The sequence below is a fragment of the Allobosea sp. ASV33 genome (assembly GCF_016428755.1).
Classification (GTDB): Bacteria; Pseudomonadota; Alphaproteobacteria; order Rhizobiales; family Beijerinckiaceae; genus Allobosea.
The window spans coordinates 137,759-150,253 of record NZ_JAELTI010000002.1 but is presented as its reverse complement, the minus strand read 5'-3'; the positions used below and the strand labels follow the sequence as shown (position 1 = coordinate 150,253).

11 protein-coding genes are annotated in these 12,495 nt (G+C 64.6%); 2 read left to right on the top strand and 9 right to left on the bottom strand.

Going from position 1 to position 12,495, the window contains the following annotated elements:
* The 8 genes from JHD80_RS01355 to JHD80_RS01320 form a co-directional block, all read right to left on the bottom strand.
* On the bottom strand, positions 1 to 1,164 hold a 1,164-nt coding region (locus JHD80_RS01355), incomplete at its 3' end, for an NtaA/DmoA family FMN-dependent monooxygenase (protein ID WP_199084572.1).
* A gap of 42 nt (positions 1,165 to 1,206) precedes the next feature.
* Positions 1,207 to 2,091, bottom strand: coding sequence for an ABC transporter permease (locus tag JHD80_RS01350; RefSeq protein ID WP_199084571.1), 885 nt, complete (start codon positions 2,089 to 2,091; stop codon positions 1,207 to 1,209).
* Between the two features lie 15 nt (positions 2,092 to 2,106).
* The gene (locus tag JHD80_RS01345; protein WP_199084570.1) at positions 2,107 to 3,024 is read right to left on the bottom strand and encodes an ABC transporter permease; all 918 of its coding nucleotides are present in this window, start codon (positions 3,022 to 3,024) and stop codon (positions 2,107 to 2,109) included.
* Positions 3,021 to 4,454, bottom strand: coding sequence for an ABC transporter substrate-binding protein (locus JHD80_RS01340; RefSeq protein WP_248311322.1), 1,434 nt, complete (start codon positions 4,452 to 4,454; stop codon positions 3,021 to 3,023). Before JHD80_RS01340 ends, JHD80_RS01345 begins: the two co-directional genes overlap by 4 nt.
* 296 nt (positions 4,455 to 4,750) lie before the next feature.
* On the bottom strand, positions 4,751 to 5,779 hold the full coding sequence (locus JHD80_RS01335) for an ABC transporter substrate-binding protein (RefSeq protein WP_199084568.1): 1,029 nt from the start codon (positions 5,777 to 5,779) through the stop codon (positions 4,751 to 4,753).
* A gap of 197 nt (positions 5,780 to 5,976) precedes the next feature.
* On the bottom strand, positions 5,977 to 7,221 hold the full coding sequence (locus tag JHD80_RS01330; protein WP_199084567.1) for an MFS transporter: 1,245 nt from the start codon (positions 7,219 to 7,221) through the stop codon (positions 5,977 to 5,979).
* Between the two features lie 51 nt (positions 7,222 to 7,272).
* Positions 7,273 to 7,701 carry a GNAT family acetyltransferase gene (locus JHD80_RS01325; RefSeq protein ID WP_199084566.1) on the bottom strand — a complete coding sequence of 143 codons (429 nt, stop codon included), beginning with the start codon at positions 7,699 to 7,701 and terminating at the stop codon, positions 7,273 to 7,275.
* A 244-nt stretch (positions 7,702 to 7,945) separates the two neighbouring features.
* Positions 7,946 to 9,493: an MFS transporter gene (locus tag JHD80_RS01320; RefSeq protein ID WP_199084565.1), complete on the bottom strand. Its 1,548-nt coding sequence runs from the start codon at positions 9,491 to 9,493 to the stop codon at positions 7,946 to 7,948.
* 157 nt (positions 9,494 to 9,650) lie between these two features.
* Here JHD80_RS01320 and JHD80_RS01315 point away from each other — a divergent pair, with 157 nt between their 5' ends.
* On the top strand, positions 9,651 to 10,580 hold the full coding sequence (locus JHD80_RS01315; RefSeq protein WP_199084564.1) for a LysR family transcriptional regulator: 930 nt from the start codon (positions 9,651 to 9,653) through the stop codon (positions 10,578 to 10,580).
* Positions 10,581 to 10,725: 145 nt separating this feature from the next.
* On the opposite strand, the gene JHD80_RS01310 is transcribed toward JHD80_RS01315, so the two are convergent.
* Complete coding sequence (locus tag JHD80_RS01310) at positions 10,726 to 11,502, bottom strand: DeoR/GlpR family DNA-binding transcription regulator (protein ID WP_199084563.1); 777 nt, start codon at positions 11,500 to 11,502, stop codon at positions 10,726 to 10,728.
* 142 nt (positions 11,503 to 11,644) lie between these two features.
* Here JHD80_RS01310 and JHD80_RS01305 point away from each other — a divergent pair, with 142 nt between their 5' ends.
* Entirely contained in the window at positions 11,645 to 12,445 is an 801-nt protein-coding gene (locus JHD80_RS01305; RefSeq protein WP_199084562.1) for an inositol monophosphatase family protein, read from the top strand.
* Positions 12,446 to 12,495: the final 50 nt, after the last annotated feature.

The following is a 12,495-nucleotide window of genomic DNA, read 5'->3' as shown; positions in this document are numbered from 1 at the left end:
GCCGTCGGCCGCGCCCTGCTCGAACCAACGTTGCAGGTCGTCCGCGATCGTCTCCGGCGAGCCGATTATGATGCGGTGGCCATGGGATGCGATTGCAAGCGCCGCGAGCTCGCGCAGCGTGTAGTTCTCGGCGCGGGCCTTGTTGAGCAGCAGCCGCACCCGGCTTTCGCCATGGATGCGCTCGCCCGGCTCCGGCACCGGCCCGTCGAGCGGATGGGTCGAGAGATCGTAGCCCCAGCGCCCGGACAATTGCCGAATGCCGGCTGCGATATCGGTATGCTCTTGCAGCGCCGCAAATTTCTCGCGGGCCTCGGCATCCGTCCGGCCGACGATCGGCATGATACCCGGCAGCACCTTCAGATAGCCGGAGCGGCCGCCAGCCTCGGCCGCTTCCTTGAGGGCGGCGCGATAGGCGAGCGCATCCTCGATCGTGTCCTGCGCGGTGAAGGCGAGGTCGGCCTGTGTCGCGGCGAGCCCGATGCCGTCGCGCGAGGAGCCGGCCTGCACGATGACGGGATGGCCCTGCGGTGGACGGGAGACGTTGAGCGGCCCCCGGACGGAGAAATGCTCGCCCTTGTGGTCGAGCAGGCGGACGCGGTCCGTATCCAGGAATTTGCCGGAGCGCTTGTCCATGACGAGCGCGTCGTCAGCCCAGCTGTCCCAAAGGCCGCGCACGACCCGGACGAACTCGTCGGCGCGGGCATAGCGGGCGGCGTGATCGGGCAGGGCGCTCAGGTTGAAATTCTCGGCGGACCGGTCGGATTGGGTCGTCACCACGTTCCAGCCCGCCCGGCCGCGGCTGATATGGTCGAGCGAGGCCAGTGCACGCGCGACATTGTAAGGCTCCGAGAAGCTGGTCGAGATCGTGCCGACGAGCCCGATCTTCGAGGTCGCGACCGCCAGCGCCGAAAGCAGCGTCACCGGCTCCAGACCGCCTGCCTTGCCCTGTGCGCCGGGCTCCGGCCCGGCCAGATTGTCGGCCACGAAGAACATGTCGAACAGCCCTTCCTCGGCCTTCCGGGCGATGCGGATGACCCAGTCGATATCCTCCGGATGCCCCTGCGCAGCCTCCTGCCGCCACGCAGCCGGATGGCGCCCAAGCGGCTGATGGAACAGCCCCAGATGGATTGTGCGGGACTTCTGAACCTGTGAAACGGCCGACATCGGGTCTTTCCTGAAGGGAGTTGGGTCGCGGGCGTGAGGAGTCTACGCCAGTCGCGGATCGAGATGGTCGCGCAGCCAGTCGCCGAGCAGGATGACCCCGAGCACGGTCAGCGTTATCGCGATGCCGGGGAAGGTCGCTACCCACCAGCTCGTCGCCAGATATTGCCGGCCCTCGCTGAGCATCTGGCCCCAGGAAATCTCTGGTGGTTGGATGCCGAAGCCGAGGAAGCTCAGCGAGGATTCGGCAAGGATGACGGTGCCGACATTCAGGGTGGAGACCACGACGAAGGACGACAGGATGTTGGGCAGGACATGCCGCAGAATCAGCCCAAGCGGGCTTGCGCCGCTGGCGCGGGCTGCCGCGACATAGTCCATTTCCTTGATCCCGAGCACGTCGGCCCGCACGATCCGGGCGCAGCCCACCCAATTGGTTGCAGCGATGACGACGACGAGCGGCAGCAGGCCGGAGCCCGCGACGAGGGCGACGACCAGCATGAACAGCATGGTGGGGATCGCCAGCATGGCGTCGATGACGCGCATGATCAGCAGGTCGACGCGGCCGCCCGCCATGCCGGCCAGCAGGCCGAGTGCCAGCCCGATCAGGCTGGAGAGGGCGACGGCCGCGAGGCCGACCGAGAGCGACGTCCGCGCGCCGAAGATGATGCGGCTGAGCAGGTCGCGCCCCTGGCTGTCGGTCCCCAGCAGGTAGCGCGGGTTTCCGCCTTCCAGCCAGGCCGGGGGCAGCAGCTTGAGTGACAGGTTGCGCCGCAGCGGATCGAGCGGCGCGAGCTGGTCGGCAGCCAGCGCCGTGAGAACGATCAGGGCGACGATGACGATGCCGGCGAGACCAGCCTTGTTGCGCAGGAGCGAAGGCAGCAAGCGGCGCGGCTGCGGCGGAGGGCTGCTGATGAGCGAGGTTTCGGACATGCGATGCTGCTGAGCCTATCGCGCAAGGCGCGGATCGATCAGCCGGTAGAGGGCATCGGTCGCGAGGTTGATCGTGAGGGCCATGATGGTGATGACGAAGACGGCGATTTGGATGACCGCCATGTCCTTCGTGTAGATCGCCTGCACCACGAGCTGACCGAGGCCCGGCCAGGAGAACACGGTCTCGGTCACGAGCGCGCCGCCGAGCAATGCGATGGCATGGAGCGAGGTCATCGTCACCGCTGGGATCAGGGCGTTCCTCAGGCCGTGGCGCAGCACCACGCGAAACTCGGAGAGCCCCTTGGCGCGGGCGGTGCGGACATAGTCTTGCCCCATGACTTCGAGCAAGCTGGAGCGGATGAGCTTGGTCAGCTCAGCCGCGAAGCCAGTCCCGAGCGTGATCGCGGGCAGGATGAGATGGGACAGGCCGCCACTGCCCGAGACGGGCACCAGCCGGAGCCAGACGCCGAAGATCAGGATCAGCATGATCCCGACCCAGAAGTTCGGCATAGCCTTACCCAGAACCGTCACGGCCGAGATCGCGAAATCGGGCAGACTGTTGCGCCTGAGCGCAGCGAATATCCCGGTCGGGAGCGCGATCAGGATGGCGACGATGAGGCCGCCGGCCGTGAGCTGAAGGGTCGCTGGAATGCGTTCGAGCACGACCGGCAGCGCATCCGTCCCGTAGCGGTAGGACACGCCGAAATCCCCGGTCAGGATATTCCCCATGTAGCGCAGGTACTGAATGTAAAAGGGCTGATCGAGCCCCCAGGCGGCGACGAGCGCGAGCCGGTCCTCCTCGCTCGCATCTTCCGGGATCAAAAGCGCGGACGGGTCGCCCGTCAGGTAGACGAGGACGAAGACGATCACCGAGACGATGTAGAGAACCGGCAGGAACTGCAGCAGCGCCTTGAGGGGAGAGCGCGCGATCATGGGCGCGCGACGTCTTCGGCCGCGATCATCTCATCGAAGCGCCCATTATAGACGACGCGGTCGCTGACCCCGTAGATCGACTGGGGAAAGAGCAGGCCGATGCGGACGCGCTGCTCGGCGACGATCTCCTGGCCCTTCTGCGAGATCGCGATGCGCTCGGCCTCGCTTTTCGCCTGCCGGACCGAGGCCGCGAGCCCCTCGAACCTCTCGTCCGACCAGTCGTAGTGTCGCTTGAAATTGTCGACGAACAGGGTTGAGGCGTCCGTGTAGGAACCCATGCCCCAGAGATAAAGCTCGCCGAAACCGTCCCCAACCAGCTTGTTGTTGTAGACGGTCCAGTCGAGGACCTCGACCTGTGTCCGGAAGCCGACGTCATCGAGATAGCCGGCCACTGCCTCGACGATCTCGCGGTCCTTCACATAGCGGCCGCTGGGCGTGCTAATCCTGATCGCCGGGCGCTTGTTGCCGCTGAAGCCGGCCTCGCGCACCAGCGCCTTCGCCCGCTCGGGATCGAAGCGGATCGCGCGGCTGAGGTCCGGCGCGAAGCCGGGGATCGCTGGCGGGAAGAAACCTCGCGTCGGCGCCCCATGCCCTTCCAGAACCTGCTTAACGATCGCATCGCGGTCGATGGCAAGGTCGATCGCCTCGCGGATACGCGGATCGCCGGTGACGCGGTCCTTGCCGGTGCGGACATGCAGGGCGAGGTTGCGCGCGATGTCGAAGGTGATGGCGCGCGTGCCCTTGTTGTCGTTCAGGCGCGCGATGTCTTCCGGTGGAATGTTGACGGCGATGTCGACGCCGCCGGTGAGCAGCTCGGCCACGCGGGTCGTCGTCTCCGGAATGGCGCGGATGACGACGTCGTCCCATTTCGGCGTGCCGCCCCACCAGCGCGGGTTCTTCGCCAGGACGAGGCGGTCCGATTTAACCCAGCGCTTGAAGGCATAGGGGCCGGTGCCGACCGGCTGCTTGAAAAACTCTTCCCGGCCGCCGGCCTTCTCGAAGGCGGCCTTGGGCAGGATGCCGGCGCCGTTGCCGACGAAGGCATGGAGCAGCAGCGTGTCCGGGCCGTCGGTCTCGATCCTGAGCGTGGTTTCGTCCGGAGCTTCCACCGCCTTGATGCGGCGAAACTTGGCCGCGCTGATCAGCTTCTTGTCCTGCTGGGACCGCTCGATGGTGAACTTGACGTCCTGCGCCGTGAACTTGTCGCCGTTATGCCAGTAGACGTCGTCGCGCAGCTTGAACGTCCAGTGGATATTGTCGTCGCTGCTCCAGGACACTGCGAGGCGCGGCGTGAAGCGGAGTTGCCCTTGGCTGAAATCCTTGTTGACCAGGTAGTCGTAGAGATTCACCAGCGCCGACTCGGTGCTGTTGTTGCCATGATTGGCCGGATCGAGCGACAGGATGTCGTTGCCCTGCGCGATGGTCAGCATTTGTGCAGCAGAGGAGGTCTGAGGGCCAGAGAAGCTCAATGCAGCCGCAATGGCTAAAGCGGGCCAACGCGGCAAGCCAGAAATACTCATGAAAATAGCGCCCTATGTGTCGAATATCGGGATTGGCGCCAAGTTATCGCGGCAATATTGGAAAAGGTCTTCAAATACCTCGCTCTTTGGATGCGGATGCTCTTTCCAAGAACGGCCCCGGAGCAATTTTTGCTCCGGGGCGCAGCACATCGGTGCGAGCCAGATGAGTGGGGTGTAAGCTGCAGGCGAACGCCTTCGTTGCGGTGTCAGCGTCCGAGCGGCGTGCGGATGCCGCGCTCATAGGCGGCCTGGTCGAAGAGCCCGTCCAGTGGCGGCGCCTTCTGGAAATCGCCGAGCTCGACCTGATAGGCGAGCAGCGCCTCAGTCGCCTGCCGGATTTTGGCGGGATCGTTGACGAAGCTCACGGCTGGCGACACCAGCGCGTTGGCGATGGTCGTCTCGGAGACGAGGTCTCCCCCGAGCGCGGCGAGGACGAACGGGGCCGCCTTCTTCGGATCGGCGCGAACCAGCTCGGTCGCGCGGTGGAACAGCGCGACGAAGCGATCAACCACTTCCGGGCGGGTTTTCTGAAGTTCGCCCGAGGCCGCCACCACGACCCCCGGAATGTTCGGAAACATATCGGGCGAGTTGACGATGCGCTTGACCCGCGGGTCGCGCTCCGGGACCAGCGTGGCCGAGGGCTCCAGCAGCGTGCCGCCGTCGATGGCGCCGGTCAGCATGGCCTGCTGCACCACCTCGATGCCCATGTTGACGATCTCGACATCGGCGCGATCGACATTCCCAACCTTCCAGAGCCAGTGATGCAGCGCAACGGTTGGGACGCCTCCCGGTGGAAGGGTACCCAGCTTCGCCTTTCGGCCGGCCGCAGAGCGAAACGCAGCGAAGGCCTTCGCAGGATCGCTGCCATTGTCGGCGAACGCCTTGGCAAGGCTGGGCCCTGCGAGGAAAGCCGTGCCCCCGACCGCGCCTGCAGAAACGACCGAGGCCGCGAGGCCGCGAGACCGGGCAACCGCAACCGGAGCGACGCCGATCACCAGGATGTCGATGGTACCGGACGCGAAAGCCTGAATCGCGTTGGGACCTGAATCGAACTTGCTCAGCTTGAGGTCGAGGCCCGCCTCCTTCGCCGATCCGTCGCCGGCAAGAACGAACAGCGCGCTCGCCCCGATGACCGGCACATAGCCAACCCGCAACGGGGCGTTCTGGGCAAGAGCCGGCCTGATGCCCGCAGTCGCGACGGTTGCGAGGGCAAGCAGCGTTCTGCGATCGATCATGCCACAACCCCGTGTACCAGTTTCAGACCCGGCCGAGCCGATCGATGCGCGTTATGACATCGGGGCCGGGGAGAATGGTTCTCTATGTCGGTCAGCTAAGAGACGAAAACCGCCGTCCCGAGCGCTCGCAGAAGCTAGCTTTAAGTTTGCTCCAGAAGAAAACCTAAGCCGGTAAGCCCTGGCATCAAATTCACCCCCTAGATGAGCTTGTCTCGCTCCCTCAGCGCAGGGAAGAGACGCGCCCAGGCGGCTGCAATGCAGATGGTGGCCAACCCTCCGAACACCACCGCCGGCATGGTGCCTATAAGCCCAGCCAGCATCCCGGACTCGAACTCTCCCAGTTCGTTCGAAGCGCCGATGAAAACGCTGTTCACGGCGGAAACGCGGCCGCGCAATGCATCCGGCGTCTCGCCTTGGACGAGGCTTTGACGGACGTAGACGCTGACCATGTCGGCCGATCCGGCGACGAACAGGCAGGCCATCGACAGCGGGAGCGACGTCGACAATCCGAAGATGATTGTGGCTAGGCCGAACACCGCGACAGCCAGCAGCATGCGCCGGCCGACGTGATGTTGAAGCGGCCAGGTGGCGAGCATGATCGCCATCACGACGGCCCCGGCCGCAGGCATGCTTCTCAGCGCGCCAAGCCCCAAGGGCCCGACATGCAGAATCTCCGCGGCGAAGATCGGCAACAGCGCAACCGCTCCGCCGAACAGAACCGCGAGCAGATCCAGGCTGATCGCACCCAGCATGACCGGCTGTGACCAGATGAACGACAACCCCGCGGTGAAGACCGCCCAGGTCAGCGGCGGCCGCACGGCATGCGGCTCGGATCGCGAATGCGTCGCGGCGATCAAAAGGCTGGCCAGCGCGTAGCCCAATCCGGCAATGCCAAAGACCGTCGACGGCCCCAGGGCATATAGGAGTCCTCCGAATGCAGGGCCCATCACCGCAGCGCCCTGCGCCAGGGACGCGTTGCCGGCGATGGCGGCGCTGAAGAGTTCGCGAGGAACCAATGTCGGCAGCAGCGCCTGAATCGCCGGAGTGGCGAAAGCGCGGGCCGTCCCAATCATGACGACCAGGAGATAAATCGGCCAGATTGCGCCGGAACCCCATTTCGCGAGTGCAAGAAGGAGCAGGCTTGCCGCAGTCTGAATGCCGTAGGCGACTGCGGCGACGATCCGGCGATCGAACGTATCGGCAACGTAGCCGGTGATCGGAGCACACAAGATCACCGGCAGGAAGCTGGCGAGCCCAGCCAGGCCAAGGGCGAATGGCGATCGCGTCACATCATAGATGAACCAACCAATTGCTACGGCCTGCATCTGGAATGCGATGCCCGAGAGCACGCGGCTGGCCGCGAACAGCCGGAAATCCCTGTTTCGAAAAACAATCCAACCCGATGGCCCGCCAGGGAAAAACCGCTTCAGAATCGCGCGCATGGATGCCAGGTCGGGTATCGGCTTCGAACCAAAAGGCGGAAAGCTGCAGACCTAAGGGGTTTCGATCAGCCACTTTGCCATAACGGTTCGCGGCGCGACTTCGAAGCCGAGATGCTCATAGAAGGAAATCACCTTCGTATTCGTCTCTCTGACAAGGAGCTGGACCTTTACGACACCTCTTTGGCGAAGCCAATCTTCGCCGGCTGCAACCATCTGCCGACCGAAACCAGCGCCACGACGAGTGGGATCAGAGGCTACATAATACAGCCATCCCCGATGACCGTCGTGCCCCACCATCACACTGCCGCAGATCGAGCCCTCTGAATTCCGGCCGACGAGGACGTCGGAGCACTCTCCGGCTTTGGCGAACTCAAAGTCCGCCTTCGGGTCGTTGTAGTTCGCGACCAGATCGCAGGCCCGCCATAAGGCGCAGACCGCTTGCTCATCCCTCGGCTCGGCGCTTCCGATCGTTAGTTGCATGATCGGTTCCTCAATTTGCCTACAGGCCCTCGGCCGATGCGCGTGACGGCGGCCTGTTTGGCATCGCGGAGTTCAAATGTCTATACTTTATCGCGGCGGCGGTACGGAGTTGCCTCTCTCGCGTCAGTACCCTGGCTCTGGCGACCGCCATGCGAAGTCTGACGCTCCTTGAAGCCTTCGTCATCGCCAAGAGAAACGGTCTTGATGCGGATTCCGTGCGATATCGCTTTGCGCCATTTCCGAGTCAGGCTTCCGATGTGCAGAGACGGTCTTCCTCCACCACCACTGGCTCGGTTCCTTGTTCCGCCCTTCGGCCGAGGAAAGCGAAGACGACGATAGCGGTAAGGATTGTGATGGCGCAGAGGATCAGGAGTAATGTCGCGAAGGCGTCGCCATAGCTCTGCAAAAGCGCCGCGCGACTCATCAGCGGCAACGCGGTCGCGGCCTCGATATCGCCGGTGATGAGCAACTGGGCTGCCGGGCCCGCATGTGCTGCCGCCGCACCAGCCGCCAGATGCCCTGCCGTCAAGGCGGATAACACGGCGCTGACCACGGCCAGCGCCACACCTTCGCCGGCGACACGGGTCGTACTGAAAATGCCGGTCGCCATGCCGGCGCGCTCTTTGGGCACGACGCTGACAGCAAGCCCATCCATCAGTCCCCAGGGTAGGCTGATACCGATGCCGATCAATGCCATTGGCAGGACGATATCCATCGACTGGCCTCCAAGCGGCACGCAGCTCAGCCAGAACAAGCCGACAGCGCAGATCAACAGGCCGACGCCACAGATCGTCGCCGAAGCGAACCAGCGCGTCAGCAGGCCAGCCGCGAAAGGGAGAGCCAGCAACGGCGCGGAGAGTGCGATCATCAGCTGGCCGGCAGCGATCTCGCTCAGGCCCTCGATTCCGATGAAGCGCACCGGCAGCAGGATCAGCAGCACGACGAAGGCGTAGGCAGGCGCCGCAGCGAGTAACTGCACGCCGACGAAGCGGGGGTAGCGGAACAAGGTGAGGTCAAGCATCGGCCGAGCGACACGCCGTTCGATCACCCCAAAGGTGATAAACAGCGCGGCGGAACCCGCCAAAAGGCTCATCACGGTTGGCTCGGTCCAGCCGCGCTCCGGCGCCAGCAGGACACCATAAGTAAAGAGCGCCAGGGCCAGGGTGAAGCTGAGCGCGCCGGGCCAATCGAGGCCGGCGGCGCCCGGGTCGCGCGTTTCGCGCAGGAAGCGCGCGCCGAGCGCCAGCGCCAGCGCCGCCAGAACGACCACGAGCCCAAAAATGCTACGCCAGCCGAAGGCGTCAATCATCAATCCCGACGCAATTGGTCCGAAGGAAAGGCCGACACCAAAACTCGTGCCGACGATGCTGAAAGCACGGATGCGCGCGCGCCCGTCGAATTCCTGCGCGAGCGCCGCCATGCCGCCGGAAAAAGCGGCCGCCGCAGCGATGCCCTGGGCCGCCCGCCCCAGATCGAACCAGAATATGTCAGGTGCAACGGCCAGTGCCATGGAAAGCATGCCGAATGCGCCGACACCGATAAGGAAGACGCGCTTGCGGCCGTAGGCATCCGCGAGTCCGCCCGCTGCCATCAGGCTCGATCCGAAGGTCAGCATGAAGGCGTTAGTGACCCAGTTGAGCGCGATCGGGCTGCCGCCCAGCGTCTTGCCGATGGCAGGAAGCGCGACAGCCGGCCCTGTGAAGGTTAGCGGCATCGCGGCAGCGGCAAGGCAGACGGAGAGGAGCACGAGCGCTTGCCCGGTCGCGCTCGGCCGCGTGATGGTTTGTGTCATGAATGGAATGTCCCGTCCGATGACGGCGCTGCTACCCAGTCGGCGCTCGCCTTTGTGTCGGAGCAGGATATTATTGATGCAATCGAAGCCAAGTGGCTGCATGATCCGATCATATCGGAAGAAAACGCTCGAATGATTTCATATCAGGAGGAGCAGCTTGGATTCGCTGACCGGCCTGACGGCCTTTGTACGGACCGCCGATCTCGGCAGCTTCGTCGCGGCGGGGCGCGTGCTCGGGCTTTCCGCGTCGGCGGTCGGCAAGGCCGTGACCAAGCTCGAACAGCAGCTCGGCATCCGCCTGTTCCAGCGTTCGACCCGCAGCCTGCGGCTGACCGAGGAGGGGCGCGTTTTCCACGAGCGCTGCCGGCGCATTCTGGATGATCTCGACGACGCTCGCGCGATGCTCGCTCGCGCGATGGATGTGCCGCGTGGACGCTTGCGGGTCAGCGCACCGATCGTGAGCTATCACCTGCTCTTGCCGGTTCTGCCGGAGTTCATGGCGCGCTATCCTGAAGTCGAGGTAGACCTCGATTTCAACGATCGCCTCGTCGATCTGATCGACGAGGGCGTCGATGTCGCGATTCGTAGCGGGGATCTCCCGGATTCGCGCCTGATGGTGCGGCGCCTGCGCCCATTCCAGCTGCTGCTCTGCGCCGCGCCATCCTATCTGGAGCGCCACGGGAAGCCAGAGTGGCCGTGCGATCTCGACAGGCATCTCGGTGTCCGCTTCCGTTTTCCCAACAGCGGCAAGATTCAAGCGTGGCCACTCACGTTGCCGGCTGGAGAACCGGAGTTTCGCCCACGCACGGTCTTGACCTGCAACAACATGGAGGCGCTGCGCGGCGCTACCATCGCCGGCCTCGGTATCGGCTGCATGCCGGATTTTCTGGCGCGTGATCCGCTGGCGAAGGGCGAACTCCACACCCTGCTCGACGAACGAATCGATGCCCCCGGCCATTTCAGCCTGATCTGGCCTTCCAGCCGCAATCTCTCGCCGAAGGTCCGCGTCTTCGTCGATTTTATCGGAGAACGCCTGTTTTCAACCCGCTGCGAAGCTCTTCCCAAGATAGCCGGCGTCCCAGGTTGAGGCCACCTCGGCGCCTTCGCCGTGCGCAAGCTTCAGCTGAAGCAGTTAGCGCCAGGAGCGGAAATAGACGGGTTGCCTGAAAGCGGACCCAAGTGCGCAGGATCAAACGGGTCTGAGCTGCGCCGAGTCAGAAAACATCGTCAAGCTAGGTATGGGCAACGATCACGCGCTCGACGGTGCTCGAAAGCGCTGCCAGCGCAGGCAGCGTTTTCGCCTTCCTGTCCGTGACGATTGCGGAAACGCGATCGAGCTCGCAGAAGCGGAAGCGGCTGGTCACGCCGATCTTGGAATGATCGGCGATCAGGACGACGCAGGCCGCGTTGGCGACCATGGCGCGTGCGATCTCGGCGGTGTGCTCGAAGAAGTTGGTCGCCCCACCGTTGATGTCGACCCCGAAAGGCGACAGAAGGGCGAGGTCCGCCTTGAACCGGTAGATGTCGTTGATCGTCGAGGGGCCGCCGGTCTCCGGCGGCTCGTGGACGATCACGCCGCCCAGGAGGAACACGCGGCTGCCCATCCTCTGCTGCGTCGACGCCATGGTGGTCGCGACGTCCAGGGAATTGGTCAGGATGTTCAGCTCGGGAACGCTCTTGAGCTCTTCCGCCAGGGCTGCCGTCGTTGTCCCTCCGTCGAGGAACAGGGTTTGACCGCTCTTGATCAGCGCCATAGCGGCCTGCGCGATCGCGCGCTTCTCCTTCAGGCGGACGGTCGAGCGGGCGCCGTAGGATGCATCCTGCTCCGCCGTCAGGCCGACGGCCCCGCCATGCACCCGGCGCAACGAGCCATCCTGCTCCATCGCGACGAGATCACGCCGGATCGATTCGTGGGAAACGCTGAATTCCTGGGCGAGCCGCTCGACCGAAACGCTGCCGAATGTCTCCAGAAGCGCACGGATTCGCTGCCTTCTCTCGCCCTGCCACATGCGCTGTCGCCTCCTGCGAATCGGTTCATTGCACCGCCAGCCCAGGGGGCGCAACAGCGATCACCATAAATCGGTCATAAATCCACATTGCCACATATATCCACAAATGCTAAGCCGCCTCTACAGATGGTGGGGATAGCGGATGCATACCGGGAACAACCAGGCTGAGTGGCTGGCCTTTGCCATCCAGCTCGCGACGGAAAGCGGTGCGATCCTGCGGGACGCGGCCAGTGTCCGCCCGGATGTCGAGGTCAAGCCCGACAAAAGCTTCGTCACGGCACTCGACGCCCGCATCGAACGCCGCATGCGCGAGATGCTGGCCGATCGTTTCCCGGGCCATGGCATCATCGGCGAAGAGGAAGCTCCCTCCGATGGCGATGGCGATGCCGATCTGGTCTGGGTGCTCGATCCGATCGACGGCACCGCCGCCTTCATCGCCGGTCTACCGGTCTACGGATCGCTGATCGCGCTGATGCAGGAGGGGGAACCGATCCTGGGGATCATCGACCATCCGATCACCGGCGATCGCTGGATCGGCGTCAAGGGCAGCCCCACCACGCATAACGGCCGCCCCTGCCGCACCCGCACCTGCGGCGCCCTGAGTGAGGCCATCCTCTCCGCCAGCAATCCCGATTTCTTCGACGCTGAGGAGGCGCCCGCGCTCGATGCGATGCGCGCCGCGACCGCATGGCGCATCTGGGGCGGCGCCTGCATGAGCTTCGGCCTGCTGGCGAGCGGGCGCACCGATGCCGCTTTCGACACGCGCCTGAAGCTATGGGATTTCGCGCCCTTCCGCCCGATCATCGAAGGGGCCGGCGGCGTCGTCACCGACTGGGAAGGGCGGCCGGTCGACCACAAGACGGGCAAGCGCATCATGGCCGCCGGCGATCCCACCCGCCATCGGGAGATGCTGCGCCTCGTCGAGAAAACCATGACACGCTGAGCTGGCCACCGAACATCTGCTCCGAGACGGCGCCGATCCGCCGGAGCTTT

What these genes read in the sequence shown, in the direction of transcription:
- JHD80_RS01350 (WP_199084571.1), bottom strand. Translation starts at nt 2,091, where the DNA reads ATGTCCGAAACCTCGCTCATCAGCAGCCCTCCGCCGCAGCCGCGCCGC.
- JHD80_RS01345 (WP_199084570.1), bottom strand. Translation starts at nt 3,024, where the DNA reads ATGATCGCGCGCTCTCCCCTCAAGGCGCTGCTGCAGTTCCTGCCGGTT.
- JHD80_RS01340 (WP_248311322.1), bottom strand. Translation starts at nt 4,454, where the DNA reads ATGCTGACCATCGCGCAGGGCAACGACATCCTGTCGCTCGATCCGGCC.
- JHD80_RS01335 (WP_199084568.1), bottom strand. Translation starts at nt 5,779, where the DNA reads ATGATCGATCGCAGAACGCTGCTTGCCCTCGCAACCGTCGCGACTGCG.
- JHD80_RS01330 (WP_199084567.1), bottom strand. Translation starts at nt 7,221, where the DNA reads ATGCGCGCGATTCTGAAGCGGTTTTTCCCTGGCGGGCCATCGGGTTGG.
- JHD80_RS01325 (WP_199084566.1), bottom strand. Translation starts at nt 7,701, where the DNA reads ATGCAACTAACGATCGGAAGCGCCGAGCCGAGGGATGAGCAAGCGGTC.
- JHD80_RS01320 (WP_199084565.1), bottom strand. Translation starts at nt 9,493, where the DNA reads ATGACACAAACCATCACGCGGCCGAGCGCGACCGGGCAAGCGCTCGTG.
- JHD80_RS01310 (WP_199084563.1), bottom strand. Translation starts at nt 11,502, where the DNA reads ATGTGGCAGGGCGAGAGAAGGCAGCGAATCCGTGCGCTTCTGGAGACA.
- JHD80_RS01305 (WP_199084562.1), top strand. Translation starts at nt 11,645, where the DNA reads ATGCATACCGGGAACAACCAGGCTGAGTGGCTGGCCTTTGCCATCCAG.